A 25622-nucleotide genomic window follows, 5' to 3' on the forward strand; every position below is an offset into this window, starting at 1 on the left:
AGGGATGTCAGTGAGACAGAAGACATTAGATGTGCTTGATTTCGATAAAATCAAAGCGCTTGTAGAAAAGGAAGCTGTCAGTGATTTGGGCCGAGAAAAAGCTGCGGCGATGGCACCAGCTTCTGATTATCAAACCGTTGTTCATCAAATGGATGAAACCGACGAAATATCTCAAATTTATAATAAACACCGTTTGCCGAGCTTGAGTGGTTTATCTAAAGTCGCACCGCTCATTCACCGTGCGAAAATCGGCAGTATGTTGAATGTACGTGAATTGAATCAAATCAAACGTCTGATTCAAGTTCAAAATCAATATAAAACATTTTACAGCCAACTATTAGAAGAAGAGGAAGCAATCAATTATCCGATATTGGATGAGCGCATGACACAATTGCCGATTCTTTCTGATTTGTATCAAGAAATCAAACAAAAATGTGATGCATATGATTTATTTGATGATGCGAGTTATGAACTTCAAAGTATCAGAAGTCGTATTCATAGTACATCACAACGTATCAAACAAAACTTAGACCGCGTGGTTAAAAGTCAATCCAACCAAAAGAAATTATCTGATTCAATTATTACGGTCAGAAATGATCGTCATGTTATTCCAGTTAAGGCAGAATACCGCCAAGATTTCAATGGGATTGTGCATGACCAATCGTCTTCAGGTCAAACACTCTATATTGAACCTTCAGCAGTCGTAGAAATGAATAATAAAATCAGTCGTCTGCGCCATGATGAGAAAGCAGAAGTTGAACGAATTTTGACTGAGTTGACGTTAGAAGTGGCGGCTGAAGCGGAAGCTTGTTTAATCGCAGAATCTGTCATGGGACAAATTGACTTCTTAACTGCGAAAGCACGTTATGGCAGTTCAATTAAAGGAACGAAACCTGAATTTACAGAACAGCGCCACGTCTATTTACCAAAAGCATTTCATCCATTGCTTGATGCGAAAACAGTCGTTGCCAATACGATTGAATTTGTGGAAGGTATTCAAACCGTTATTATTACCGGACCGAATACCGGGGGTAAAACAGTAACGCTGAAAACATTAGGTTTGATTATAGTGATGGCACAATCAGGTTTGTTGATTCCGACATTAGACGGCAGCAAGCTTGGTGTATTTGATAATGTGTATTGTGATATCGGTGATGAACAATCAATTGAACAATCATTATCAACGTTCTCTTCTCATATGAAGAATATTGTAGAGATTTTAAAACATGCAGATCATAATAGTGTCATTCTCTTTGACGAATTAGGTGCAGGTACGGACCCAAGTGAAGGGGCAGCACTTGCGATGAGTATATTAGATAATGTACAAAAACGCGGATCCTTAGTTATGGCTACAACACACTATCCAGAATTGAAAGCTTATAGCTATAACCGTGAGGGTGTTATGAATGCCAGTGTTGAATTTGATGTTGACACATTGAGCCCGACTTATAAATTGTTGATGGGTGTGCCTGGCCGTTCTAATGCCTTTGAAATCTCAAGCAAATTAGGTTTAAATGGCAAAATCATTCGCGATGCGAAAGCTATGATTGGTCAAGACGAACAAGAAATCAATAATATGATTGCGTCATTAGAGAAGAATACGAAGCGTGTCGATAATCAACGTATTGAATTAGAGCAGTTATTACGAGAAGCCCAAGATTTACATCGTCAATTGAGTCAAAAATATGAGCAATATCAAAATTATGAGAAACAATTGATGGATGAAGCGAAAACAAAAGCCAATCAACGTGTGAAAGCTGCGACTAAAGAAGCAGAAGACATTATTAAAGATTTACGTCACTTAAGAGATGAGAAAAATGCGGATGTCAAAGAGCATGAATTGATTGAAAAACGTAAACATTTAGATGAGCAGTATGAAGCAACTGATATCAAACAGAATGTGAAAAAGAAAAAATGGGATGAGATTAAAGCTGGCGATGAAGTTAAAGTGTTAACGTATGGTCAAAAAGGTGAAGTACTGGAAATCTTGGATGATGAAGAAGCGGTCGTTCAAATGGGTATTATTAAAATGAAATTGCCGATAGCAGATTTAGAGAAGAAACAAAAAACACAAGAACCGCAAACGAAAATGGTGTCACGTTCCAATCGTTCTCCAGTGAAAATGGAATTAGACTTAAGAGGCTATCGTTATGATGAAGCTGTTACAGCTTTAGACCAGTACTTGGATCAAGCGATGCTCAGCAACTATGAGAATGTTTATATCATTCACGGAAAGGGAACAGGAGCATTGCAGAAGGCAGTACAGCAACATTTGAAACGACATAAAAATGTGGCCTCATATCGTACGGGTACGCCAAGCGAAGGCGGTTTTGGTGTAACAGTTGCGACATTGAAATAATCAAAATAAGAAATGATAATGAAGTAATAAAAAATGAATTGTGTTATGAGCAAAGCCGATGCAATTATAAATGGTATCTGATATACTTTGTTCATCATTAAAATTCCTAAGGAGGAACGATATTTATGGCATTAATTAAAGTTACTGATTCAGACTTTAACGAACAAGTTCAAAGCGGTGTTAAATTAGTAGATTTCTGGGCAACTTGGTGTGGACCTTGTAAAATGATCGCGCCAGTATTAGAAGAATTAGCTCAAGATTTCGATGGTAAAGCAGACATCTTAAAATTAGATGTTGACGAAAACCCAAACACTGCAGCTAAATTCGAAGTAATGAGTATTCCAACGCTAATCGTTTTCAAAGACGGCGAACCTGTTGATAAAGTAGTAGGTTTCCAACCTAAAGAAAACTTAGCTGAAGTATTAAACAAACACCTATAATTTTAAATAATGCCGAGTTTCGGCGATTATGGTTGAAACTTCACGTTAAATATCGAATCAATCATTACAGTCATGCAAGACCAGAATATCGTGTTCTGGTCTTTTTTATATGGAAATTTAAATGTATGCATAAGCATGCGAGTCGTCGATTCCAGCTGAAATTGTTATAATATGTTATTGCATTTCATACGTTATGATTTAAAAATTAAGAGAAGGGAGGTTAACCGTTGGAAGATTATCAACAAAAAATTAAACAAAAGTTATCAGTGGTTCCTTTTGAACCAGGTTGTTATTTGATGAAAGACCGCAATAACCAAGTGATTTATGTGGGAAAGGCCAAACGTTTGCGGAATCGGTTGCGTTCTTATTTCACAGGCGCACACGATGCGAAGACCACGCGTTTAGTTGGAGAAATTCGTAATTTTGAGTTCATTGTTACAGATAGTGAAACAGAATCGCTATTGTTAGAATTGAATCTAATTAAACAATATCAACCGCGCTATAATATCTTATTGAAAGATGATAAGAGTTATCCATTTATTAAGATTACGAAAGAGAAATATCCGCGTTTGTTGGTCACAAGAACGGTGAAAAAAGGAACCGGTAAATATTTTGGTCCCTATCCAAATGCGTATTCTGCGGTAGAAACGAAGAAGTTGTTAGACCGTATCTATCCATTCCGCAAGTGTGATAAAATGCCGGATAAATTATGTTTGTATTATCATATCGGACAATGTTTAGGTCCTTGTGTTTATGACGTAGATGAACAACAATATGCGCAAATGATTCAAGAAGTTACAGAGTTTTTAAATGGCGAAGATAAAACAATACTTAAGAATCTAGAAGATCGTATGCTTGCGGCGAGTGAAAAATTAGACTTTGAACAAGCGAAAGAATACCGAGACTTGATTCAACATATTCATAACTTGACGAAGAAACAAAATATCATGTCGACAGATAATAAAGCACGTGATGTGTTTGGTTACAGTGTGTCTAAAGGTTGGATGTGTGTCCAAGTGTTCTTCGTCAGAAATGGGAATATGATTCAACGTGATACGACTATGATTCCGCTCCAACAAACTGAAGAAGAGGAATTCTATACATTTATCGGTCAGTTCTATCAATTAAATCAGCATCTGTTGCCTAAAGAAGTCCATGTACCGAAAAACTTGGACGTTAACATGATTCAATCTGTTGTAGATACAAAGATTGTACAACCGGTCAGAGGTCAAAAGAAAGATTTAGTTGAAATGGCTAATCACAACGCTGAAATCTCGTTAGAAAATAAATTTGAATTAATTGCGAGAGATGAATCGAGAACGATTAAAGCGATAGAAGAGTTAGGCGAACGCATGGGCATTCAAACACCGATTCGTATCGAGGCGTTTGACAACTCTAACATTCAAGGTGTCGATGCAGTGTCTGCCATGGTGACCTTTGTAGATGGTAAACCGGATAAAAAAGGGTATCGTAAATATAAAATTAAAACGGTTGATGGACCAGATGACTATAAATCAATGCAAGAAGTCATTCGCAGACGCTATACGCGTGTCTTAAATGATGGGCTGCCTTTGCCAGATTTGATTATTGTAGATGGTGGTAAAGGTCAGATGTCTGTCGCGATCGATGTGCTGGAAAATGAACTTGGCTTAGATATTCCTGTGGCTGGTTTACGTAAGAATGATAAGCACAGAACATCGGAATTGATTTATGGACCACAAGCAGAAGTCGTACCGTTGAAAAAGAACAGTCAAGCGTTCTATTTATTGCAGCGTATTCAAGATGAAGTCCATCGTTTTGCGATTACATTCCACAGACAAACGAGACAAAAACATGGTTTGACATCGGTGTTGGATAACATTGACGGTATCGGACCAAAACGTAAAACGAAGTTGCTTAGAACGTTTGGTTCTGTGAAGAAAATGAAAGCGGCAACTGTTGCGGAACTTCAAGAGATTGGTTTCCCTAAAAAGATTGCTGAGCATTTATTAGAAGAATTAAATAAAGAAGAACAAAAAAGTTAGAAGCGGCAAAGACCTGAAATAAAGCTGAAAGGATGCCGCTTTTAGCTTATTTTTTAGACAATTCGGCGTTGAATTTAAACTAAAAATGAAAAAAATCCATTGATAATAATTCTCATGCCCAAAAGGCTGTCAAAAAATGTTACAATATCGTTAACGAGATTTTATTTTTTTAGGTGTGTTTGTAAACGCTTTCTAAATGAAAATGATTCTCACTTAACAAGTAATTAAATACAATTGCCTCGTTAGTAAAGGATTACATCAGTCATCGGTTCAGCATGTACAGCTAAGATAGGGGTCCATACATAGAGAAAATGGCGCTGAGCTGCCGTGCTGATTGTAGTGTTTTACAACTCCCAGCAGGGCTGTTCGTTGGTGGTTTTGGTACGTTGTGTTGTTTTAATTTTGTGAGCATTTAGAGCTTTTCGACAAACCTGAAAAATGAAATCAATTAATATCATATGTTTCACAGGGGGGACTTCCTTTTGGGTTATACTAAGAATCAATTTTATTTAAGACGTATTCACTCGTTACTAGGGGTTATTCCGATCGGTGCATTCTTACTTGTGCATTTGACAGTTAACCACCAAGCGACTAAGGGAGCAGGAGCATTCAACCAAGCAGCAGGATTCATGGAATCATTACCATTCTTGTTAGCACTTGAAATTCTCTTGATCTACTTACCAATTCTGTATCATGCGTTATACGGTATCCATATTGCATTCACGGCTAAAGAGAACATTGGCCATTATTCATGGTTTAGAAACTGGATGTTCTTTTTACAACGTGTCACAGGTGTTTTAGCGTTTATCTTTATCGCAATCCACTTCTATCAAACAAAAGTGGAAATGTGGTTAGGGCATAAAGAGCTAGGTTTTGATATGATGCACGAATATTTAAGCAATCCATTCTGGTTAATTTTCTACCTTATCTTAACAGTAGCGGTAATTTTCCACTTTTCTAACGGATTATGGTCATTCCTAGTAACATGGGGTGCCTTACAATCAGCTAAATCACAACGTATATTCACATGGGTATCATTAGTAGTATTCGTTGTTGTTGCTTACATCGGTGTAAGTGCAATCTTAGCATTCGTATAAGAGCAATAGCATAAGCGTAAATAAAGGTTATATTTTCAGGGAGTGACATTTATATGGCAGAGAAAAAAGTTATTGTTGTCGGTGGAGGACTTGCCGGTCTGATGTCAACAATTAAAATAGCAGAACAAGGTGTACATGTTGATTTATTCTCAGTAGTACCCGTAAAACGTTCGCACTCTGTGTGTGCGCAAGGGGGTATTAACGGAGCGGTTAATACAAAAGGTGAAGGTGACTCTACTTGGATTCACTTTGACGATACAGTATATGGCGGTGACTTCTTAGCGAACCAACCACCAGTTAAAGCAATGGCAGAAGCAGCACCAAAAATTATTCACTTACTTGACCGTATGGGTGTTATGTTCAACAGAACGCCAGAAGGTTTATTAGACTTCCGTCGTTTCGGTGGAACACTTTACCATAGAACAGCATTTGCGGGTGCAACAACTGGACAACAATTATTATATGCATTAGATGAACAAGTGCGTAAGTTCGAAGTTGATGGTCTTGTGACGAAATATGAAGGTTGGGAATTCTTAGGCGTTGTTAAAGACGAAGAAAACGCAGCACGTGGTATCGTTGCACAAAACTTAACAGATGCGAAAATCGATGCTTTCCGTTCTGATGCAGTTGTTATGGCAACAGGCGGTCCTGGTATTATCTTCGGTAAAACAACAAACTCAATGATTAACACTGGTTCAGCAGCATCTATCGTTTACCAACAAGGTGCAGTTTATGCGAACGGTGAATTCATCCAAATCCACCCAACAGCGATTCCTGGTGACGACAAGTTACGTTTAATGAGTGAATCAGCGCGTGGTGAAGGTGGCCGTATTTGGACATATAAAGACGGTAAACCTTGGTATTTCTTAGAAGAGAAATATCCGGATTATGGTAACTTAGTACCACGTGATATCGCAACACGTGAAATCTTCGATGTATGTGTGAACCAAAAATTAGGTATCAACGGTGAAAACATGGTTTACCTAGACTTATCACATAAAGATCCGCACGAATTAGATGTTAAATTAGGCGGTATCATCGAAATTTACGAAAAATTCACAGGTGATGATCCACGTAAAGTACCAATGAAAATCTTCCCAGCAGTACACTACTCAATGGGCGGTATTTATGTGGACTATGACCAAATGACAACAATTAAAGGATTATTCGCAGCAGGTGAATGTGACTTCTCACAACACGGCGGTAACCGTTTAGGTGCGAACTCTTTATTATCAGCGATTTATGGCGGTACAGTAGCAGGACCGAACGCTGTGAAATATATTGATACAGTTGAACATTCATATACTGAATTAGACGATAGTCTATACCAAGACTTAATCGATAAAGAACAAAAACGTTTTGATGATTTATTAAACATGAGAGGTACAGAAAATGCCTTCAAACTTCACCGTGAACTTGGTGAAATCATGACGAAAAACGTAACGGTTGTTCGTGAAAATAAAAGCTTACTTGAAACAGACAAGAAAATTCTTGAATTGATGGAACGTTATAAAGATATTGACATGGAAGATACACAAACTTGGAGTAACCAAGCAGTATTCTTCACACGCCAATTATGGAATATGTTAGTGCTTGCACGTGTTATCACAATCGGTGCTTATAACCGTAACGAATCACGTGGTGCGCACTACAAACCAGAATTCCCTGACCGTAATGACGATGAGTGGTTAAAAACTACAAAAGCGTATTATGACGGTATCGATAATCCACCGAGATTCGAATACGAAGATGTGGATATCAGCTTAATCCCACCTCGTAAACGTGACTACTCAAGTAAATCAAAAGCAAGTAAAGAAGATTCTAGTAAGGAAGAAGGGAGCAAATCATAATGGCAGAAGAAGTTAAAGATGAAGCGGTTCAACAACCAGCTCAAAATAGTTCTAAAACTGTAACTTTGATCATTAAACGACAAGATACTGCGGACTCACAGCCTTATGAAGAAAAATTTGAAATTCCTTATCGTGAGAATTTAAACGTGATTGCATGTTTGATGGAAATCAGACGTAATCCGTATAATACAAAAGGGGAAAAAGTAGCGCCAGTAACATGGGACATGAACTGTTTAGAGGAAGTCTGCGGTGCTTGTTCAATGGTAATCAATGGCCATGCACGTCAAGCATGTTCAGCGATTGTAGACCAATTAGAACAACCTATCCGTTTAGAGCCAATGAGCACATTCCCAATCGTGCGTGACTTACAAGTTGATCGTTCTCGTATGTTCGATAACTTAAAACGTATGAAAGCTTGGGTACCGATTGATGGTACGTATGACTTAGGTCCTGGACCACGTATGCCTGAGAAAAAACGTCAAACAGCTTATGAATTATCTAAATGTATGACATGTGGTGTATGTTTAGAAGTTTGTCCTAACGTTACAAGCAAAAATGATTTCGTAGGGGCACAAGCTATTTCACAAGTACGTTTATTCAACTTGCATCCAACAGGTTCAATGACTAAAGATGAACGCTTAGACGCTTTAATGGGCGGCGGCGGATTACAAGCATGCGGTAACTCACAAAACTGTGTGAATGCTTGTCCAAAAGGTATTCCTTTAACAACTTCAATCGCAGCATTGAACAGAGAAACATCATTCTACATGTTCAAATCATTCTTTGGTTCTGACCACCAAGTAAACTAATTTGACATTATATCAAGAGGCAGGAGTTTATCGCTCCTTGCCTCTTTTTTATTGGAGAGGAAATCTATATGAATATCAGACCTGAACAACCAAACAATTATATAGCAGTTGAGCAACTAGTGAAAGCTGCATTTGAAAATGTTGAGATGAGTGATCAAACAGAACATCATTTAGTTCAACGTATTAGACAAAGTGATGCTTATATTCCTGAGCTGTCGCTTGTGGCACAGATCAATAAAGGGGAAATCATCGGCCATGTACTGTTGTCTAAGATAACGATAGGATCACATACACCTTCACTTGCCTTAGCGCCGTTAAGTGTGGCACCAGAAGCGCAGGGGAAAGGGATAGGAACAGAGTTAGTGGAAGCAGCTTTAGAAGCGGCACAAGAACAGGGGTATCATTCTGTCGTAGTATTAGGTGATCCAGCGTATTACCAAAGATTTGGGTTCCTGTTAGCTTCTGACTATCACATCTATGGCCCAATGCAAGAGATGGAGCCATACTTGATGATTAAGCCTTTGAAAGCGACTATACTTGATGAAACGCGCGGCATGGTACATTATTCAAAAGCATTTGGCTTATAAAAACGTTTTCGACAATATTTTGTGCGATGTCATCAAATATCCATTCATGTATTCTAATTCTAGGTTATGATAAAATATAGTCTAAGAATGCTTTAGTGTGAGGATGAAAAAGACATGAATAAACCCATCGGAGTAATTGACTCAGGAGTCGGCGGCCTCACTGTAGCCAAAGAAATAATACGTCAGCTGCCAAATGAAACGATCTATTATCTTGGTGATAGTGCAAGATGTCCGTATGGACCAAGAGATGGCGCAGAAGTGCGTGATTTTACGGTACAACTTGCGAATAAATTGATGGAATATGATATGAAGATGTTAGTCATCGCATGTAATACTGCGACAGCTGTAGCATTAGATACGTTGAAAGCCTTGTTGCCGATTCCAGTTATCGGCGTTATAGAACCTGGTTCACGTACGGCGATTATGACAACGAAAAATAATAAAGTTATGGTCCTCGGGACAGAAGGAACGATTAAATCAGAAGCTTATACCAAACATATCCAAGCGATTAACCCGCGTGTAGATGTGACGGGTGTTGCTTGTCCTGATTTTGTACCGTTAGTGGAACAAATGCGTTATCATGATCCTGTAGCGACAAATATTGTGATTCATCAGACGTTGAAACATTATAGAAATAGTGAAGCGGATACTGTTATTTTAGGTTGTACGCATTATCCGTTGTTATTCCAACCGATTTATGATTATTTCGGCGGTAATAAAACTGTGATATCATCTGGCTTGGAAACCGCACGTGAGGTGAGTGCTTTATTAACGTTCAGTCATGAACATGCACATTATACGCCGCACCCGCAACATCGTTTCTTTGCGACTGGAGATACCAAACATATCCAATATATTATTGGACAATGGTTGAAAATAGATAATGTAGAAGTAACACAAGTGAAAGTGGATTAATATTGAGGTGAAGGACATGGAAGATTTAGTCATTGCGACAAACAACAAAGGTAAAATCAACGACTTTAAAGTGATATTCCCTGAATACAATGTGATAGGTATCAGTGAATTGATTTCTGGCTTTGATGTCGAAGAAACAGGGACAACATTTGAAGAAAATGCGAAATTAAAATCTGAGGCAGCTGCGAAAGCATTAGGCAAACGTGTCATCGCAGATGATAGTGGCTTAACGGTAGATGCGTTAAATGGAGAACCAGGCATTTATTCTGCACGTTACGCAGGTGAAGACAAAGATGATGATGCGAATATTGAAAAATTATTAGAAAAGTTAAAAGACAACAGCCGCCATCGTACGGCTGAATTCGTTTGTGTTATCAGCATGAGTGCACCAGGCGAAGAAACTAAAACGTTTAAAGGAACCGTCAGCGGAGTCATTACATTGGAAAAATTAGGCGATCACGGCTTTGGTTATGATCCAATTTTCTATGTACCGAGAATGCATAAAACAATGGCACAATTAACAGATCAAGAAAAAGGTGAAATCAGCCACAGACGTCAAGCGATTGATAAATTAAAAGCTTATTTAAAGGGTGATCAAATTTGAGACGCTGGATTATTGTAAGTGATAATCATACAGAATCAGGTATTTTATTTGAAGTCTTTAATCATTATAATCAAGTAGATGTTGCGTTACATTTAGGTGATTCACAATTTCAATATGACGATACAGAATTAAGCTTATATCATCGTGTGAAAGGAAACTGTGATTTTTATCCAGAGTTTCCAAATGAAAATGTCATCAGTGATGAAGGCGTTCGTGCTTTCTATACACATGGGCATTTATATAGAGTGAATACGACACGACAACTATTAGCTGAAAAAGCGAAAGAAGAAAGTTGTCAACTAGCTTTTTATGGCCATACTCATATTGCACGTTATGAAGTCATTGAAGGGGTACATGTGATTAATCCTGGCAGTATTTCTCAATCAAGAAGTGCGACTGAAGAAAGTTATGCGGAACTTTTAATTGAAGGTCACAAGGCCACTTTAAATTTCAGAAACAGAGCACATGAATGTATTGAAACGGTTGAATTTGAATTAGAAGTATCAAACTAGAAATATGAATAAACGTAAAAGATGCGGAAGGATTGAAACAGTGATCCTTTCGCATCTTTTAATTTAAATTTGTTTCACTGCGAAATAATTATTTTCATCATCCGCAAAATTGAAAACTCTGCCTTGAGGCATGTCGACTAAATCTCCGACTGTAATGCCTTTGTCTTGGTAGTCTTGATAGAGTTGATCAATATCCTTTGTCGCAAACATTAAAGAAGGGGTTTGTGTACTAATGCCTAAATCTAAAGATTGAATCTTTTGTTTATTGTGGAGGACAATCGCAGTTTGTGCGTCACTGGATGGACGTAAAACAATGGTACGCATACCGTGTTGTTCTGTATCTGAAGTGACTACAAAGCCTAATTTATCTGTCCAAAAGGCTTTGGCACTTTCTTGGTCATTCACATATAACATTACTTCGTCTAATCGTTGAATCATTTTAACACCTCGAATTTTCTATTTTAAAACTTATCATCATATCCCCGCTTATTAGTTGTTTGAAACAACAAATAAAAGGTATGATTAGAATGTAATACATTAAATACAAAAGGGGAATACTATGACTCAATTATATCCATATTTAGCGTTTAACAATACTAAAGAGGCATTAAAATATTATGAAGAGGTTTTTGGCGCAACTGATATTCAACGTTTAGCGGTTGATCCATCACAAGCAGAAAACTTTGGTGTGAGTAAAGAAGAAGCGGACGATAAAACAATGCATTCACAATTTACAATCGCAGGTGTTACATTATTTGCGTCAGATGCGTTTGGCAAAGATGTTCAAATCAATGAAGGTATTTCTTTATTAATCGATTATGATATTAATGATGAAGCAGATGTACAGCGTGTAGAATCATTTTACGACAAAGTGAAAGACGATGACTCAATTGATGTAGATATGCCGTTAGAAGAACAATTCTGGGGCGGTAAAATGGGTTCATTTACTGATAAATATAACGTGCGTTGGATGTTGCACGGTCAAGATCATTCAAAACTCTAAGTAAAGCATAGCTAAGCGTATTAAATAAAAGATAAGCCTTAAGGTCCTAATTTTAGGACTTTAGGGCTTATTTTATTTGAAGCTATTTCACTAAGTGTTTTATACGAATAATTTTTGGATAATAAAATATCCGATGATGCTGATTAATATAATCCATGTAAGTATAATCAAAATCCCCGCATACCAATTTTGACTTAAGCTATTTTTGTTGAGTTCAGCAGCCTTACGGCGATTATCTTCAATGATATGGTCAGGTATTAATTTTAAACATAAGGCAATGCCTAAAGGCACGATAATAACATCATCGAGATAACCTAAGACTGGTATGAAGTCAGGAATCAAATCAATAGGGCTTAAGGCATATGCGACAATACACACAGCTAAGGCTTTAATCATTAGTGGTGTGCGTTTGTCTTTAGATGATAAATAAAGGACCAACAATTCTCGGTTCATTTTAGCGACAAATGATTTTAAAGAAGGTAGGATATTTAGATTCATTGTTTAGACTCTCTTTATTGTTTTAGTTGATTTAATTTCAAAGCTAGTTGACCTGTCACCAATGCATCTGTCAACGCATCTTCAGGTTCACTAGGGACTAAGTTAAAATGTGACTTTAAGGTATCGAATTTATGATTAGGTGAATCTTTGACTACTTTTCTCGCAAGCGGCAACGTATCTAGTACAGTAAATTCTGGTGCTTCTATATTGAAATCATCAAAGTAGCGCAATAAGAATTTCATAGAGAAAGTTGCGGCGTGTGCGACGATTTGTTTATCGCCTATGAATGCACGGATGGCCTCTATGTCTTCTTTTTCGATGAAATCTTTATCTTCTAAGAAGTCGTTTGTGACACCTGTCAGTTGTGTAACTTTCTTAGTGAGTAATCGGGTAGGCCGAAAGTATTTCATATATTGATTTATTACTTTGCCGTTATCAAATTCAATAAGCGCAATTTGAAAGGCATCGTGAAAATCAGAACTTAAACCAGTGGTTTCTATTTTAAGCGTAACAAAATGATCCGCAAGTTCTTGTGATTTTACATAGTGGACAGGCGGTCTTTTACGTTGTTTCAATTCTGCTTCCAATTCTTTAATATACTTTTCTTTCAAACGCAATTTCATTACTAATAATTCATTTTCAGTTTTCAAACGTTTGAGCGCTTCATCTTCGTTCACAGTGCCACCTCCATACGTTAGAGATTATAATTATTTTACAGTAAAGCGAAGGTAGGTGCATAAGATTAGGCTTCATTATCAACAGAATAAATTAATCTAAGACGACGCAATTCAATCACAATATTTTATTAGGCGTTCGAACGAGAGAGGGTATTCCAATACTATCAAGATATCCAAATTTATAATTAAGCACAAAAAAAGAGAAGACCGTTAAGATCTTCTCTTTATCTCATATGCTGAATTAGGCTTAAATTAGAAGCCGAATAATTTACTTACGATGCTTGCGCCATTAGTGATGATGTCTACGATGTTAGAGCCTAGGTCTAAATTGTCACCGCTTTGTGCAGCGTCAATTGTGCCTTTGATTGCTTTGAATAATCCTTCCATGTTTGTCACCCCTATATTGTTTTAATTAAGGTCAAGTGGAATACCAACCTTTGATAGTTCTACTATACAATCAATTGTTATCAAATTGGGCAAAATTCCTTAACTTACAATCTTTGGTTCATACCCGTGGTGTTTCTGACAGATTCATGACAGTTAGGCATTCCTAACTGTTCTATTTACCGAGAAAGTGATATACTTGTCATGATAAGTGCAATACATCTTCTAAAGTGAAAAATCATAACAGAAATTATTATGAATGGTATTGATTTAAATACTTTAATTAGATATAATTATTCTTGTGTTAAAAAATCATGTCCTGGTAGCTCAGCTGGATAGAGCAATGGCCTTCTAAGCCATCGGTCGGGGGTTCGAATCCCTCCCAGGACGTCACTAAAGCCTGTAACCTTTGTGGTTATGGTTTTTTTTCTTATTTATCAGCAATTTTTTTAAGTAATTCTATGATTTCATCATTTTGTTTGATTATCTTGTCTCTTTGCGCGATGTGTATAAAATTTTGCTTTTGTTGAGACATGTAGTAGTTAAATTGTGCTTGTTTCTCTATATTGAAAGTGAATTGTCCCATTACATGATAGAAGTTATCGAAATTAGCGAAAATTTGTTGGAACTTAAATGCTTCTAATGTAGTTTCGGTTGGATTAGGTATACCTTGTGTTCTAAAGAAATCAATCAATTTATCATGTTGTATTTGTTCTGGTGTCTTTTCCTCGCCTAAAATTCCTCTTTCTTGAAAGATATGTTCCAAGTCTTGATAAAACTTTTCTTTATTAAATTTAAAGATTTCCTTGTAAAGCTTTATAAAGTGGCGCTTATCTTCAATACTCAATTCTTTCCATTGTTTTTTCTGTTTTTTATCAAGTTCTGCAAGAATGCTTCCTTCAATAAAACTTTCTCGAAATCCTAATTGTTCCATCTTAATACCTCCTAATTGTTATGAATATATTTTAAAAAAGATGTGCCAACACGGCACATCTTTTTAATTGGATTTATTTAACTGCTACTTTTTGGAAGTACTTGTTCTCAGAGAATTTTGTGTTAGTTCTGATGCGTTGGTTGATAATTTCTTCTTGTTCGTACTCACTTAAAGTACTCATATAAGGTTTTGGTGGTTGTTCGCCAAATTTTTCAATATATGATTGGTATGCGCGTTTTAAACGTGGATTCATTGAATTCAACTCCCTTTATACATTAATACATCTCTTATAATGTATTTACCCTTGTATGTGCTATTAATCGCAACGAGTAATTTATATACATGCCTTTTAATTATACGTCAGTCATTAATGTTAGGCAAATAACCTATCGCGGCAAGAAGGACACTATAGTATCACCCTTAATATAAATAATATCTCCTTTATCGAGTGAAATGATCTTAGTGAAGTCATCCTTTAATATCTCATTATATTTAGGACCACCGCTTTTATGATTGTGTACGATGAAGTTCCCGTTGTTATCAGCTTGCATTTTGTACTTGCCGGGCTTAACATCAACGCCAACGATGAAAGTACCTGTAGAGATAATGTTATGCGTTTTATGATTTTCTGATGACATAATAAATTTGGTCTTATGCTCACTGTCTTTCTTATTTAATACGAGCGTTTGACCATCGATAAGGTACGTCGTTACAGAAGGGGGACCAGAACTTCTTGAAAGGTAGTGGCTTTCAACGTCATGACCGAATGGATTTTGAATGCTGATTATACCAGAAGTGGTTTTAGTTGCAGGCATAATACGGTAATAACCAGGATCGATATCATGACCTACTTTTAATGTTTCCGCGCTTGAACTGATGGAATTTCCTACGTCGGCAGTAGGTTTGAAACCTGCAGGAAAATGATCGTATTCATACTCATAGCCTTTAGATCTAACTTCTTTAGGAGAATAATGATGTTTTGAATTTTGATTTGTGTTTTGTTTTGGCTGAGCTGCAGGTTTTGGTTTATCTTTGTTGTCTAAGAAGGACAGTTTATCTTTAAAAGAAAAATTGGGAAAGCTGTGTTTATAGAGTGATTGATCCGTAAAGATACCGACAAAACAGACAAGTCCTAGAATTAAAGCAGTGAGTGTGACGGACAGTTTGAATTTGTATCTGTTTTGTTTGCCTAAAGCGTTAAGCGTTAAAAATAAAAAAACTATAAATAGTAGTGTGAAAAGCAACCAAAGTGTCAAAAATGTCGTGGCATTAATGGTCATAATGATAACCTCCTGTCCCCAAGTCGATGATTGATGTTTGTTTATAATCTTTAGTATATCTAACAAAATTTAGTTTAACAATTAATTGTTAGTTGAGTTAATTGCTGAAGTTTAGGGATAAAAGTATAGTTCTATTGCAAGTTATCATGAATTCAACTACCATGGGGAATAATGGGGGTGAAGCAATGAAGTATGAAACGATATTATTAGACTTTGATGATACTATCGTGGATTTTCATGATGCAGAAGATCAAGCATTCTTTCATTTAGCAAAACACTATCAACTTGATCCGACATATCAAAATCTAGCATTATTTAAAGAAGTTAACCAAGCACATTGGGAAGCATTTCAGGAAAATAAACTGACAAAGGACGAAGTGCTGACTGAACGCTTTATCAATTATTTCAATCGTTTTGGGATGCAGGTGAATGGGCATGAAGCGGATGTCATGTTTCGTGATGGACTTGCGACTGCACCTGTGAAATATTTTCCTGATACATTAGAAGCGATTCAATATATGGCCGAACATGCGAAGCTTTATATTGTGACAAATGGTGTGGAAGATACGCAGTTACGCAGATTAACGCAAACACCGCTTGAAACGATGATTCATGATATTTTTATTTCTGAAGTGACAGGTTATCAAAAGCCGATGCCGGAATTCTTTGATTATGTGTTTGATCGCATAGAAGCGGATCGTGAACGAACGTTGATTATCGGTGATTCGTTAACATCTGATATCCAAGGTGGTAAGAACGCGGGTGTTGCGACGTGCTGGTTTAATTATAGAGGGAAAGAAAATTCAACTCAGATTCAACCGGACTATGAAATTAAAAACTTAAGTGAGATTCAATCGATTTTATAACAATAATACGGTCTGACATCACCACATGTCAGACCGTATTATTATGATTAAGTGTTTAATTGTTAATGAGATAAATGAATCGATTTTATATTAGTGTGCAGGAGCCCAGATTAATACGTCATAACCTTCTGGATTTTTAGCTTCTACATCTTTGAAACCATGTCGGATAAAGAAATCTTTAGATTGGTTTCTTGCGATGGCTTTGATTGGCAAGTGTTTTTCTTTCGCAAAGTTCACTAATTCTGTACCGAGTCCTCTTGATTGATAATCAGGAAGGACTTCCAGTTTCCATAATACTAAATAATGATCGTAGTCAGGGAAGTATTGTTCTTCAACTTCGCCATTTTCATACAGTGCCATTCTCGCTGCAATTTTTTCCCCGACAAAAATGCCGTAAAATGGTGATTCTGAACTTGCGTCAATCATTTCACCCGCAAATTCATCGATAAAGGCGAGGTTAGGATTGCTTGTTTCTCTAAAGTTTTCAAACAATTCATCCGTCTTATAGTTAATATCTAAGTGTTTAATGCTGCCCATTTTATTTCTCCCCCTTTTGTTTTCTTATGTATATTATATAATAAATAGCGCTTACACGCATTGAATACGATAAGCCGTTAAATTGTGTTATATAGAAATAGACATTATACTATGAATGAGAAAACACAAGTAGTTAAGGAGAAAAGTGTATGGATTGTTTAACCGCAAATATCAATGAAAACGATCAGTTTCTGACAAACTTGAAACAAAGCGATTCAGTGCTTAATTCATTTTACCAATATGATGCGATGTCTCCTGAAAGCTTCAAAGAAGCTTTAAATCAGCCGAGCAACGGCAGGGAACAAGCTTTAGCCGCTATTATTGGTGATTATATGTCAGATTTAGAATTATCTGATCAACAGAGAGAGAATATTGATAAATTAAGTCGAGGAGCTAAAGTAGTCATCGGTGGACAACAAGCAGGGTTGTTCGGGGGACCGCTGTATACTTTTCATAAAATATTATCAATTGTTAATTTAAGTCTTCAAGTTGAAGATGAATATCGAAAAGAAGTGGTGCCGGTCTTTTGGATTGCCGGAGAGGACCACGACTTCGATGAAGTGAATCACACATATGTCTTTAATCAGCAAAAAGCAATGTTGCAGAGGGTGAAATATCATACGATGACACCGCCTGAAAGTAACGTTTCACGCTATGTACCTGATAAAGAAGCGTTAATTGAAGCATTAGATCAATTTATGGGACAGCTTCAAGAAACGCAACATACAAAGGTATTACATGAGACAATGTTGTCTATTATTCAACAATATGACACATGGACAGATATCTTTAAAGCATTACTGCATACGGTCTTCAAGGATTATGGTGTGTTGTTAATAGATGCACAAGATCAGAAGCTTCGCCAGTTGGAGCAGCCGATTTTAAAACAAATGTTGAAACAACATAAAGCAGTGGATAAAGCTTTTAGACAAACACAAGCACGCACAGTAGATGCAGGGTTCAATCAAATGATTCAAACGGATACGAATGTGCATTTGTTTTTACATGAAGATGAGATGCGTCAGTTATTGACGTTTGAAAACGGCAAGTTCTATACCAGCAAGTCACAAACTGCTTATACAGAGGCAGAACTGCTAGAGATTATAGCGCAAGAACCTGAACGCTTTTCAAATAATGTTGTTACACGACCTATTATGGAAGAATGGCTGTTCAACACACTCAGCTTTATCGGTGGTCCGAGTGAGATTAAATACTGGGCAGAATTAAAAGGGGCGTTTGATGTCTTAGAAGTAGACATGCCAATTGTCTTGCCACGAATGAAAATTACGTATTTAACAAAGCGTGTTGAGAAATTATTGAATCGTTATCACATTCAAGTTGAAGATGTTATCACAGACGGTATTGATGATGAGAAGAATAAGTTTATTAGAGCACATGCCTCTGACAGCTTCTTAGAACAATTAGACGCTTTGCAAGAAAACCAGCAAGAAGTCTATAAGCAATTATTAGCTGAAGTAAAAGATAATGAAGATAATAAGAATTTGGTGATTAAAAATAATCAAATTCATCATACGCAGTATGATTATCTTAGAAAACGTTACTTCCATAATATTGAGAGAGAAAATGCAATCAGTATGAAACATTTCAGAGAAATTAACGATGCCCTCCACCCAATGGGCGGTCTTCAAGAAAGAATTTGGAATGCGTTGCAAATGATGAACGATTTTGGGATGGATGTGTTCAGTCCCTCCACCTATCCACCACTTCGTTACACTTTAAATCAAATTATCATCAAACCTTAGAGAATCAAGGCTTAAGCCCATGCTCACAGTTATGAGCATGGGCTATTTTTATGCTAAAAATGAATTTTTTTTGATATGTTCATATAAATAGTGGAGGATAGTGGTGAGTTGTGGTAAATTATAAATAAGGTGAGGTGATATGAATGTTCATGGGTGAGTACGAACACCAATTAGACGCAAAAGGACGCATGATTGTACCATCTAAATTCAGATATGAATTGAATGAACGTTTTATTATTACCAGAGGCCTTGATAAATGTTTGTTCGGTTACACTATGGAAGAATGGCAGAATATTGAGGAGAAAATGAAGTCATTGCCAATGACAAAACGTGATGCACGTAAGTTCATGCGTATGTTCTTCTCAGGTGCTGTTGAAGTGGAACTTGATAAACAAGGGCGTATTAATATCCCTAAAAATTTAAGGGAGTACGCGAATTTAACTAAAGAATGTACAGTGATCGGTGTTTCTAGCCGCATCGAAATTTGGGACAGAGCGACATGGAATGATTTCTATGAAGAATCTGAAGACAGTTTCGAAGATATCGCTGAAGATTTGATAGATTTTGATTTTTAAATGGAGGAATGAAAGTGTTTCATCATGTAAGTGTCATGTTAAAAGAAACCATTGACGAATTAAATATAAAAGAAGATGGTGTGTATGTAGACTGTACACTTGGTGGAGCAGGTCATGCCCTTTATTTATTAAATCAACTCAATGACGAAGGACATTTGATTGCGATTGACCAAGATATGACAGCAATTGAAAATGCGAAAGAGGTCTTGAAAGACCACTTAGATCGTGTCACATTTGTGCACAGCAATTTCAGAGAAATCAATCAAATCCTTGATGATTTGAACATTGACAAAGTAGACGGCATTTATTATGACTTAGGCGTTTCAAGCCCGCAGTTAGACGTGCCGGAACGAGGATTCAGTTATCACCAAGATGCTCGATTAGATATGCGTATGGACCAGACACAACCTTTATCAGCTTATGAAGTTGTGAATGACTGGCCTTATGAAAGTTTAGTCAGAATCTTCTATCGTTATGGTGAAGAGAAATTCTCTAAACAAATTGCCAGAAGAATTGAAAAAACAAGAGAACATGAACCTATTGAAACAACTTTACAACTGGTAGACGTGATTAAAGAAGGAATTCCCGCTAAAGCAAGACGTAAAGGCGGACATCCTGCAAAACGTGTCTTCCAAGCAATCAGAATTGCTGTGAATGATGAGTTGAAAGCGTTTGAAGACTCATTAGAGCAAGCAATTGAAAGAGTCAAAGTACACGGACGCATTTCAGTGATTACTTTCCATTCGTTGGAAGATCGTTTGTGCAAACAAATCTTCCAAGAATACGAAAAAGGCCCTGAAGTTCCCCGTGGTTTACCTATTATTCCTGAGGAATATACACCGAAACTTAAACGTGTTAACCGCAAACCGATTACAGCAACAGATGATGATTTAGCAGAAAATAACCGCGCTCGCAGTGCTAAATTGCGTGTAGCAGAGATTTTAAAATGATAGGAGAGTGACAAACTGCTATGGCTGTAGAAAAAATCTATGAACCTTATACCGAACAATACGAACCTGCCAGACAAACCCCAGAAGTTAATCCATCGCCGACTAAGAAAGTAAAGCGCAAAGTTGTTGTACAACTCACTAAATTTGAGAAGGTATTATACATATCTTTAGTCGCAGTGATTGCAATGATCAGTATTTATATACTTTCATTAAAAATGGATGCTTATGATACTAAGGGTAAAATTGCTGATTTAGATTATAAAATTGAACAACAATCAAGTCAGAACAGCGCATTAAAATCAGAAATCAAAAAGAACTCTTCTTATGAACGCATTTACGATAAAGCTCAAAAACAAGGCATGAGCTTAAAGAACGATAATGTAAAGGTAGTGCGTAATAATGCCGAAGCGAAAAATTAAAATTAAAAAAAATAAAATAGGGGCAGTCCTCCTCGTCAGCTTGTTCGGACTGCTCTTTTTTCTATTGGTTTTAAGGTATGCCTTTGTCATGTTGACAGGGCATTCTTCAGGACAGAACTTAGTCATGAAAGCCAATGAAAAATATTTAGTTCAGACCCAGCAACAGCCGGAGCGCGGGAAGATTTATGACCGAAACGGCAAGGTTCTCGCAGAGGATGTGGAACGCTTTAAACTGACGGCTGTTGTAAGTAAGAAAGCTGATGAAGGTTCAGACAAACCACGTCACGTGGTAGATAAAAAAGAAACAGCTAAGAAACTTGCGACTGTCATCGATATGGAAGAAAAAGACATTGAAAAAATGTTAGATAACAAAAAAGCGTTCCAAGTTGAGTTCGGCCGTAAGGGCAGCAACTTAACGTATCAACAAAAAGATAAAATTGAAAAAATGAAATTGCCTGGCGTTGCGTTATATCCTGAAACAGAACGTTTCTATCCTAATGGCAACTTTGCTTCTCATTTAATTGGGATGGCACAAAAGAATCCAGATAATGGAGAATTAAAAGGTGCCATGGGTGTTGAAAAGATCTTTGATAGTTATTTAGCAGGTAAACGCGGTATGTTATCTTATGTACATGATATTTGGGGCTATATCGCACCGAATTCTAAACAAGAAGTGGCACCGCAACGTGGTGATGATGTCCATTTAACGATTGATTCCAATATTCAAGTCTTTGTAGAGGAAGCCTTGAATAAACTTGATGATCGTTTCGCACCTAAAGATGCCTTTGCGGTTGTCATGGATGCGCATACTGGTGAAATCTTAGCGTTTAGTCAACGCCCGACATTCAACCCTGAAACGGGTAAAGACTTCGGTAAGAAATGGGCGAATGATTTATACCAAAATACGTATGAACCAGGTTCAACATTCAAAACGTATGGTTTAGCTGCCGCGATTCAAGAAGGCAAGTTCAAACCAGATAAAGAATATAAATCAGGACATCGAACAATTATGGGATCTGAAATCTCTGACTGGAATAACACAGGTTGGGGTAAAATCCCAATGAGTCTTGGTTTTACGTATTCATCTAACACCTTGATGATGCAGCTTCAAGATATGGTCGGCGCGGACAAGATGAAGTCATGGTATGAAAAATTCGGTTTCGGTAAACCAACAGGCGGTATGTTTGACGGTGAAGCAGCAGGCGGTATTGCTTGGGATAATGAATTACAACAAAAAACGACAGCATTCGGACAATCTACAACAGTCACTCCTATCCAAATGCTGCAAGCACAATCGGCGTTCTTTAATAAAGGGAACATGGTCAAACCTTGGTTTGTCAGCAGTGTCGATAATCCAGTTAAAAACGATACCTTGTATAAAGGTAAAAAAGATATTGCCGGTAAACCGATTACGGAAAATACAGCGGATAAAGTGAAAGAACAATTAGACTTAGTTGTTAACAGCAAGAAAAGTCATGCGCAAAACTTTAGAGTTAAAGGCTATCGTATCGGCGGTAAAACAGGTACAGCCCAAGTGGCTGACAACGAAAACGGCGGTTATGTTAAAGGACCTTATCCATACTTCTCAAGCTTTATTGGACATGCGCCAAGCAAAAATCCTGAAATCATTGTTTATGCTGGGATGAGTTTAGCTCAGAAAAACAAACAAGAAGCTTATGAGATGAATGTCAGCTCGGCATTTAATCCAATCATGGAAAATACATTGAAGTATTTAAATGTCGGTAAAGATAATGAAAAAGCAACGAAAAATTCATTCGGCAAAGTACCTGATGTGTCAGGACAAACGATTGATAAAGCTGAAGAAGCTGTGAAAAGCAAAGACTTGAAACCTGTAGTGATCGGTGAAGGCAATACTGTTGCACAACAATTGCCGCAAGCTGATGAAAAGACACTCTTGCATAGTAAAGTCTTTATGAAAACAGATGGTGACATGACAATGCCTGATATGAAAGATTGGAGCAAAGATGATGTCTTAGCTTTCGAATCATTAACAGGTATTCGTGTTAAAATGAAAGGTAACGGCTTTGTTTCTGAACAATCCATCAGTCCGAATACGTCACTGAAAGATAAAAAAGAAGTCGAAGTGAAATTGTCCGCACCACAAGCAGAATAATCTATAGAGGTTATGGATACAGTTGTATCCATGCCTCACCTTACATAAGAAATTAAATTAAGATATACAAGGAGAACAATATGGTTTATGTTTTAGCAATTGTCGCATTTTTAGTTACAGCAGTATTAGTGCCAATACTGATTCCAACATTGAAAAGGATGAAGTTTGGTCAGAGTATCCGTGAAGAAGGCCCGAAAAGCCACATGAAGAAAACAGGTACACCGACAATGGGTGGTTTGACGTTTTTAATCAGTATTATTGTCGCAACGCTGATTGCGATTATCTTCTCTGATAATCCAAATCCATTTATTCTATTGTTATTTGTGACAGTCGGTTTCGGATTAATCGGCTTTATTGATGATTACATCATTGTTGTGAAGAAGAATAACCAAGGATTAACAAGTAAACAAAAATTCTTAGCGCAAATTGCAATCGCGGTCATCTTCTTTATCTTAAGTGATACGTTCAACATGATTCATTTTGCGACAGGAATTCACATTCCGTTTACAACCGTGCAAATTCCGCTTTCTGTTGCGTATGTCGTGTTCATCGTCTTCTGGCAAGTCGGCTTCTCTAACGCAGTTAACTTAACAGATGGTTTAGATGGTTTAGCAACAGGCTTATCGATTATCGCATTTTCTATGTATGCGATTATGAGCTTTATGCTTGGTAACCACGCAGTAGGTACTTTCTGTATCATTATGGTCTTCGCATTATTAGGTTTCTTATTCTACAATGTGAACCCGGCAAAAGTATTCATGGGTGATACAGGCAGCTTAGCATTAGGTGGTATTATCGCAACCGTTTCAATTATGTTGAATGCGGAACTTTCATTATTGTTCATCGGATTTGTATTTGTTGCTGAAACGTTATCAGTCATTTTACAAGTCGCTTCATTCAAGTTGACGGGCAAACGTATTTTCAAGATGAGTCCATTGCATCATCACTTTGAATTATGCGGCTGGAATGAATGGAAAGTTGTAACAGTATTTTGGATTACAGGACTCATTACAGGCTTGATAGGTTTATGGATTGGAGTGCATTAATCAATGCTTAAATATAAAGGATTAGAAGGAAAACATGTATTAGTAGTTGGATTAGCGAAGAGCGGATATGAAGCGGCTAAATTACTACACCATCTTGGTGCAGAAGTCACTGTCAATGATGGCGGGGACCTTTCCAAAGATCCGCATGCGAAAGATTTAAAAGAAATGGGTTTAACTGTCATCGGGGGACATCATCCATTATCTTTATTGGATGACGATCCAATCATTGTGAAGAATCCAGGAATTCCATATTCTGTGCCGTTGATTGAAGAAGCGGAAAAACGCGGTTTGAAGATTTTAACAGAAGTAGAACTCAGTTATTTAATTTCAGAAGCACCGATTATTGCGGTGACAGGAACTAACGGTAAAACAACAACGACATCGTTAATCGGTGATATGTTTGACAACAGCAGACAAAAAGGATTGCTTTCAGGGAATATTGGTTTTGTGGCATCTAAAGTTGCGCAAGAAGCAAAAGCGGATGATTATTTAATCACTGAGTTGTCATCATTCCAATTGTTAGGAATTGATACGTATCGCCCACACATTGCGATTATCACAAATATCTATTCAGCGCATCTAGACTATCATGGTACGTTAGAAAATTATCGTGATGCGAAACGTCGTATTTATAAAAATCAAACAGAAGATGACTACTTAATCTGTAATTATTGTCAACGTCATTTGATTGAAACAGAAGATTTAAAAGCGAAGACGTATTATTTCTCTACGAATCAAGAAGTTGACGGTATTTATATGAAAGATGGCTACATTGTCTTGAACGGTTTACGCATTATTCATAAAGATGATATCGTGCTTCCGGGTGAACATAACTTAGAAAATATCTTAGCTGCTGTTTTAGCAGCAGTCTTAGCGGGTGTGTCTATTGATGCTATTATTCATACGTTGACGACATTCTCAGGTATCAAACACCGCTTGCAGTATATTGGTTCAAATAAAACGAACAAGTATTACAACGATTCTAAAGCTACAAACACATTAGCAACACAATTTGCGTTAAATTCTTTCGAACAACCGATTATTTGGTTATGCGGCGGACTAGACCGCGGCAATGGATTTGATGAATTGATTCCATACATGAAGAATGTGCGTGTGATGTTAACGTTCGGTGAAACGCAAGATAAGTTGACGAAACTTGGTGAAAGCCAAGGTAAGTATGTTGTTCGTGCTACAGATGTTAAAGATGCGGTGAATAAAGTACAGAATATCATTGAACCGAATGATGTTGTTTTATTATCGCCGGCATGTGCAAGTTGGGATCAATACAATACTTTTGAAGAACGAGGAGATGTTTTTATCGACAGTTTTCGTTCACATCTCCCTTCGAAGTAGGAGGGT

The 25622-nt window shown here is 37.1% G+C and carries 27 protein-coding genes and 1 tRNA gene; 20 read left to right on the top strand and 8 right to left on the bottom strand.

All coding sequences use genetic code 11. From position 1 onward, the window contains the following. Nucleotides 1-10: 10 nt before the first annotated feature. The 10 genes from ACFCT9_RS01290 to ACFCT9_RS01335 all read left to right on the top strand — a co-directional run bounded on the left by ACFCT9_RS01290 (nt 11) and on the right by ACFCT9_RS01335 (nt 11197). The gene (locus tag ACFCT9_RS01290) at nt 11-2359 is read left to right on the top strand and encodes an endonuclease MutS2 (protein WP_412520187.1); all 2349 of its coding nucleotides are present in this window, start codon (nt 11-13) and stop codon (nt 2357-2359) included. A gap of 125 nt (nt 2360-2484) precedes the next feature. Beyond that, entirely contained in the window at nt 2485-2799 is a 315-nt protein-coding gene (trxA, locus tag ACFCT9_RS01295) for a thioredoxin (protein ID WP_412520189.1), read from the top strand. A 227-nt stretch (nt 2800-3026) separates the two neighbouring features. Continuing rightward, a complete protein-coding gene (gene uvrC / locus ACFCT9_RS01300) occupies nt 3027-4823 on the top strand; it encodes an excinuclease ABC subunit UvrC (protein ID WP_412520190.1) in 1797 nt (598 codons plus the stop codon). A 458-nt stretch (nt 4824-5281) separates the two neighbouring features. Beyond that, nucleotides 5282-5920 carry a succinate dehydrogenase cytochrome b558 subunit gene (locus ACFCT9_RS01305; RefSeq protein WP_412520191.1) on the top strand — a complete coding sequence of 213 codons (639 nt, stop codon included), beginning with the start codon at nt 5282-5284 and terminating at the stop codon, nt 5918-5920. Nucleotides 5921-5973: 53 nt separating this feature from the next. Continuing rightward, nucleotides 5974-7770 (top strand): succinate dehydrogenase flavoprotein subunit, encoded by a 1797-nt coding sequence (gene sdhA, locus ACFCT9_RS01310; RefSeq protein ID WP_412520192.1) that lies wholly within the window; start codon nt 5974-5976, stop codon nt 7768-7770. After that, complete coding sequence (sdhB, locus tag ACFCT9_RS01315; RefSeq protein WP_412520193.1) at nt 7770-8579, top strand: succinate dehydrogenase iron-sulfur subunit; 810 nt, start codon at nt 7770-7772, stop codon at nt 8577-8579. Before sdhA ends, sdhB begins: the two co-directional genes overlap by 1 nt. A gap of 68 nt (nt 8580-8647) precedes the next feature. Further along, nucleotides 8648-9166: a GNAT family N-acetyltransferase gene (locus tag ACFCT9_RS01320; RefSeq protein WP_412520195.1), complete on the top strand. Its 519-nt coding sequence runs from the start codon at nt 8648-8650 to the stop codon at nt 9164-9166. A 114-nt stretch (nt 9167-9280) separates the two neighbouring features. Further along, entirely contained in the window at nt 9281-10081 is an 801-nt protein-coding gene (gene racE, locus ACFCT9_RS01325) for a glutamate racemase (RefSeq protein ID WP_412520197.1), read from the top strand. A gap of 16 nt (nt 10082-10097) precedes the next feature. Next, on the top strand, nt 10098-10685 hold the full coding sequence (locus ACFCT9_RS01330; RefSeq protein WP_412520198.1) for an XTP/dITP diphosphatase: 588 nt from the start codon (nt 10098-10100) through the stop codon (nt 10683-10685). After that, entirely contained in the window at nt 10682-11197 is a 516-nt protein-coding gene (locus ACFCT9_RS01335; protein ID WP_412520200.1) for a YfcE family phosphodiesterase, read from the top strand. Before ACFCT9_RS01330 ends, ACFCT9_RS01335 begins: the two co-directional genes overlap by 4 nt. Nucleotides 11198-11260: 63 nt before the next feature. Here the strand turns inward: ACFCT9_RS01335 and ACFCT9_RS01340 are convergent, their stop codons facing one another. After that, the gene (locus ACFCT9_RS01340; RefSeq protein ID WP_412520202.1) at nt 11261-11635 is read right to left on the bottom strand and encodes a VOC family protein; all 375 of its coding nucleotides are present in this window, start codon (nt 11633-11635) and stop codon (nt 11261-11263) included. A gap of 121 nt (nt 11636-11756) precedes the next feature. Here ACFCT9_RS01340 and ACFCT9_RS01345 point away from each other — a divergent pair, with 121 nt between their 5' ends. Then, on the top strand, nt 11757-12200 hold the full coding sequence (locus ACFCT9_RS01345) for a VOC family protein (RefSeq protein ID WP_412520203.1): 444 nt from the start codon (nt 11757-11759) through the stop codon (nt 12198-12200). A 99-nt stretch (nt 12201-12299) separates the two neighbouring features. Here ACFCT9_RS01345 and ACFCT9_RS01350 read toward each other — a convergent pair whose 3' ends face one another. From ACFCT9_RS01350 to ACFCT9_RS01360, 3 genes are all read right to left on the bottom strand, one after another. Continuing rightward, nucleotides 12300-12698, bottom strand: a complete 399-nt coding sequence (locus ACFCT9_RS01350) for a YkvA family protein (protein WP_412520204.1) — start codon at nt 12696-12698, stop codon at nt 12300-12302. A 14-nt stretch (nt 12699-12712) separates the two neighbouring features. After that, nucleotides 12713-13375: a PolC-type DNA polymerase III gene (locus ACFCT9_RS01355; protein ID WP_412520206.1), complete on the bottom strand. Its 663-nt coding sequence runs from the start codon at nt 13373-13375 to the stop codon at nt 12713-12715. A 252-nt stretch (nt 13376-13627) separates the two neighbouring features. Continuing rightward, the gene (locus ACFCT9_RS01360; RefSeq protein ID WP_412520207.1) at nt 13628-13762 is read right to left on the bottom strand and encodes a beta-class phenol-soluble modulin; all 135 of its coding nucleotides are present in this window, start codon (nt 13760-13762) and stop codon (nt 13628-13630) included. A gap of 313 nt (nt 13763-14075) precedes the next feature. Between ACFCT9_RS01360 and ACFCT9_RS01365 the strand changes: the two genes are divergently transcribed. Then, nucleotides 14076-14149, top strand: a tRNA-Arg gene (locus tag ACFCT9_RS01365). Nucleotides 14150-14189: 40 nt separating this feature from the next. Here the strand turns inward: ACFCT9_RS01365 and ACFCT9_RS01370 are convergent. The 3 genes from ACFCT9_RS01370 to ACFCT9_RS01380 form a co-directional block, all read right to left on the bottom strand. Further along, a complete protein-coding gene (locus ACFCT9_RS01370; RefSeq protein ID WP_412520209.1) occupies nt 14190-14693 on the bottom strand; it encodes a hypothetical protein in 504 nt (167 codons plus the stop codon). 73 nt (nt 14694-14766) lie between these two features. Then, the gene (locus tag ACFCT9_RS01375) at nt 14767-14946 is read right to left on the bottom strand and encodes a hypothetical protein (RefSeq protein ID WP_412520211.1); all 180 of its coding nucleotides are present in this window, start codon (nt 14944-14946) and stop codon (nt 14767-14769) included. 133 nt (nt 14947-15079) lie between these two features. Then, a complete protein-coding gene (locus ACFCT9_RS01380) occupies nt 15080-15973 on the bottom strand; it encodes a hypothetical protein (RefSeq protein ID WP_412520213.1) in 894 nt (297 codons plus the stop codon). 185 nt (nt 15974-16158) lie between these two features. On the opposite strand from ACFCT9_RS01380, the gene ACFCT9_RS01385 reads away from it, so the two are divergent. Further along, nucleotides 16159-16839 carry a YjjG family noncanonical pyrimidine nucleotidase gene (locus ACFCT9_RS01385; RefSeq protein WP_412520214.1) on the top strand — a complete coding sequence of 227 codons (681 nt, stop codon included), beginning with the start codon at nt 16159-16161 and terminating at the stop codon, nt 16837-16839. Nucleotides 16840-16929: 90 nt separating this feature from the next. Here ACFCT9_RS01385 and ACFCT9_RS01390 read toward each other — a convergent pair whose 3' ends face one another. Further along, the gene (locus tag ACFCT9_RS01390; RefSeq protein ID WP_412520215.1) at nt 16930-17376 is read right to left on the bottom strand and encodes an N-acetyltransferase; all 447 of its coding nucleotides are present in this window, start codon (nt 17374-17376) and stop codon (nt 16930-16932) included. A gap of 149 nt (nt 17377-17525) precedes the next feature. Here ACFCT9_RS01390 and bshC point away from each other — a divergent pair, with 149 nt between their 5' ends. The 7 genes from bshC to murD all read left to right on the top strand — a co-directional run bounded on the left by bshC (nt 17526) and on the right by murD (nt 25616). Further along, nucleotides 17526-19139, top strand: coding sequence for a bacillithiol biosynthesis cysteine-adding enzyme BshC (gene bshC, locus ACFCT9_RS01395; protein ID WP_412520216.1), 1614 nt, complete (start codon nt 17526-17528; stop codon nt 19137-19139). A 143-nt stretch (nt 19140-19282) separates the two neighbouring features. After that, nucleotides 19283-19714: a division/cell wall cluster transcriptional repressor MraZ gene (gene mraZ / locus ACFCT9_RS01400; RefSeq protein ID WP_412520217.1), complete on the top strand. Its 432-nt coding sequence runs from the start codon at nt 19283-19285 to the stop codon at nt 19712-19714. Between the two features lie 35 nt (nt 19715-19749). Beyond that, entirely contained in the window at nt 19750-20664 is a 915-nt protein-coding gene (gene rsmH, locus ACFCT9_RS01405; RefSeq protein ID WP_412521602.1) for a 16S rRNA (cytosine(1402)-N(4))-methyltransferase RsmH, read from the top strand. A gap of 20 nt (nt 20665-20684) precedes the next feature. Beyond that, nucleotides 20685-21083, top strand: coding sequence for a cell division protein FtsL (gene ftsL, locus ACFCT9_RS01410; RefSeq protein WP_412520219.1), 399 nt, complete (start codon nt 20685-20687; stop codon nt 21081-21083). Further along, entirely contained in the window at nt 21064-23217 is a 2154-nt protein-coding gene (locus ACFCT9_RS01415; RefSeq protein ID WP_412520221.1) for a penicillin-binding protein, read from the top strand. The genes ftsL and ACFCT9_RS01415 overlap by 20 nt, the downstream gene beginning before the upstream one ends. A gap of 80 nt (nt 23218-23297) precedes the next feature. Beyond that, complete coding sequence (gene mraY, locus ACFCT9_RS01420; protein ID WP_412520222.1) at nt 23298-24263, top strand: phospho-N-acetylmuramoyl-pentapeptide-transferase; 966 nt, start codon at nt 23298-23300, stop codon at nt 24261-24263. A 3-nt stretch (nt 24264-24266) separates the two neighbouring features. Beyond that, nucleotides 24267-25616, top strand: a complete 1350-nt coding sequence (murD, locus tag ACFCT9_RS01425; RefSeq protein ID WP_412520224.1) for a UDP-N-acetylmuramoyl-L-alanine--D-glutamate ligase — start codon at nt 24267-24269, stop codon at nt 25614-25616. Nucleotides 25617-25622: the final 6 nt, after the last annotated feature.

Source organism: Staphylococcus simulans (genome assembly GCF_047037175.1).
GTDB classification, from domain to species: Bacteria; Bacillota; Bacilli; order Staphylococcales; family Staphylococcaceae; genus Staphylococcus; species Staphylococcus simulans_C.

What these genes read in the sequence shown, in the direction of transcription:
- trxA (WP_412520189.1), top strand. Translation starts at nt 2,485, where the DNA reads ATGGCATTAATTAAAGTTACTGATTCAGACTTTAACGAACAAGTTCAA.
- ACFCT9_RS01305 (WP_412520191.1), top strand. Translation starts at nt 5,282, where the DNA reads ATGTTTCACAGGGGGGACTTCCTTTTGGGTTATACTAAGAATCAATTT.
- sdhA (WP_412520192.1), top strand. Translation starts at nt 5,974, where the DNA reads ATGGCAGAGAAAAAAGTTATTGTTGTCGGTGGAGGACTTGCCGGTCTG.
- sdhB (WP_412520193.1), top strand. Translation starts at nt 7,770, where the DNA reads ATGGCAGAAGAAGTTAAAGATGAAGCGGTTCAACAACCAGCTCAAAAT.
- ACFCT9_RS01320 (WP_412520195.1), top strand. Translation starts at nt 8,648, where the DNA reads ATGAATATCAGACCTGAACAACCAAACAATTATATAGCAGTTGAGCAA.
- racE (WP_412520197.1), top strand. Translation starts at nt 9,281, where the DNA reads ATGAATAAACCCATCGGAGTAATTGACTCAGGAGTCGGCGGCCTCACT.
- ACFCT9_RS01330 (WP_412520198.1), top strand. Translation starts at nt 10,098, where the DNA reads ATGGAAGATTTAGTCATTGCGACAAACAACAAAGGTAAAATCAACGAC.
- ACFCT9_RS01340 (WP_412520202.1), bottom strand. Translation starts at nt 11,635, where the DNA reads ATGATTCAACGATTAGACGAAGTAATGTTATATGTGAATGACCAAGAA.
- ACFCT9_RS01345 (WP_412520203.1), top strand. Translation starts at nt 11,757, where the DNA reads ATGACTCAATTATATCCATATTTAGCGTTTAACAATACTAAAGAGGCA.
- ACFCT9_RS01350 (WP_412520204.1), bottom strand. Translation starts at nt 12,698, where the DNA reads ATGAATCTAAATATCCTACCTTCTTTAAAATCATTTGTCGCTAAAATG.
- ACFCT9_RS01360 (WP_412520207.1), bottom strand. Translation starts at nt 13,762, where the DNA reads ATGGAAGGATTATTCAAAGCAATCAAAGGCACAATTGACGCTGCACAA.
- ACFCT9_RS01370 (WP_412520209.1), bottom strand. Translation starts at nt 14,693, where the DNA reads ATGGAACAATTAGGATTTCGAGAAAGTTTTATTGAAGGAAGCATTCTT.
- ACFCT9_RS01375 (WP_412520211.1), bottom strand. Translation starts at nt 14,946, where the DNA reads ATGAATCCACGTTTAAAACGCGCATACCAATCATATATTGAAAAATTT.
- ACFCT9_RS01380 (WP_412520213.1), bottom strand. Translation starts at nt 15,973, where the DNA reads ATGACCATTAATGCCACGACATTTTTGACACTTTGGTTGCTTTTCACA.
- ACFCT9_RS01385 (WP_412520214.1), top strand. Translation starts at nt 16,159, where the DNA reads ATGAAGTATGAAACGATATTATTAGACTTTGATGATACTATCGTGGAT.
- ACFCT9_RS01390 (WP_412520215.1), bottom strand. Translation starts at nt 17,376, where the DNA reads ATGGGCAGCATTAAACACTTAGATATTAACTATAAGACGGATGAATTG.
- bshC (WP_412520216.1), top strand. Translation starts at nt 17,526, where the DNA reads ATGGATTGTTTAACCGCAAATATCAATGAAAACGATCAGTTTCTGACA.
- mraZ (WP_412520217.1), top strand. Translation starts at nt 19,283, where the DNA reads ATGTTCATGGGTGAGTACGAACACCAATTAGACGCAAAAGGACGCATG.
- rsmH (WP_412521602.1), top strand. Translation starts at nt 19,750, where the DNA reads ATGTTAAAAGAAACCATTGACGAATTAAATATAAAAGAAGATGGTGTG.
- ftsL (WP_412520219.1), top strand. Translation starts at nt 20,685, where the DNA reads ATGGCTGTAGAAAAAATCTATGAACCTTATACCGAACAATACGAACCT.
- ACFCT9_RS01415 (WP_412520221.1), top strand. Translation starts at nt 21,064, where the DNA reads ATGCCGAAGCGAAAAATTAAAATTAAAAAAAATAAAATAGGGGCAGTC.
- mraY (WP_412520222.1), top strand. Translation starts at nt 23,298, where the DNA reads ATGGTTTATGTTTTAGCAATTGTCGCATTTTTAGTTACAGCAGTATTA.
- murD (WP_412520224.1), top strand. Translation starts at nt 24,267, where the DNA reads ATGCTTAAATATAAAGGATTAGAAGGAAAACATGTATTAGTAGTTGGA.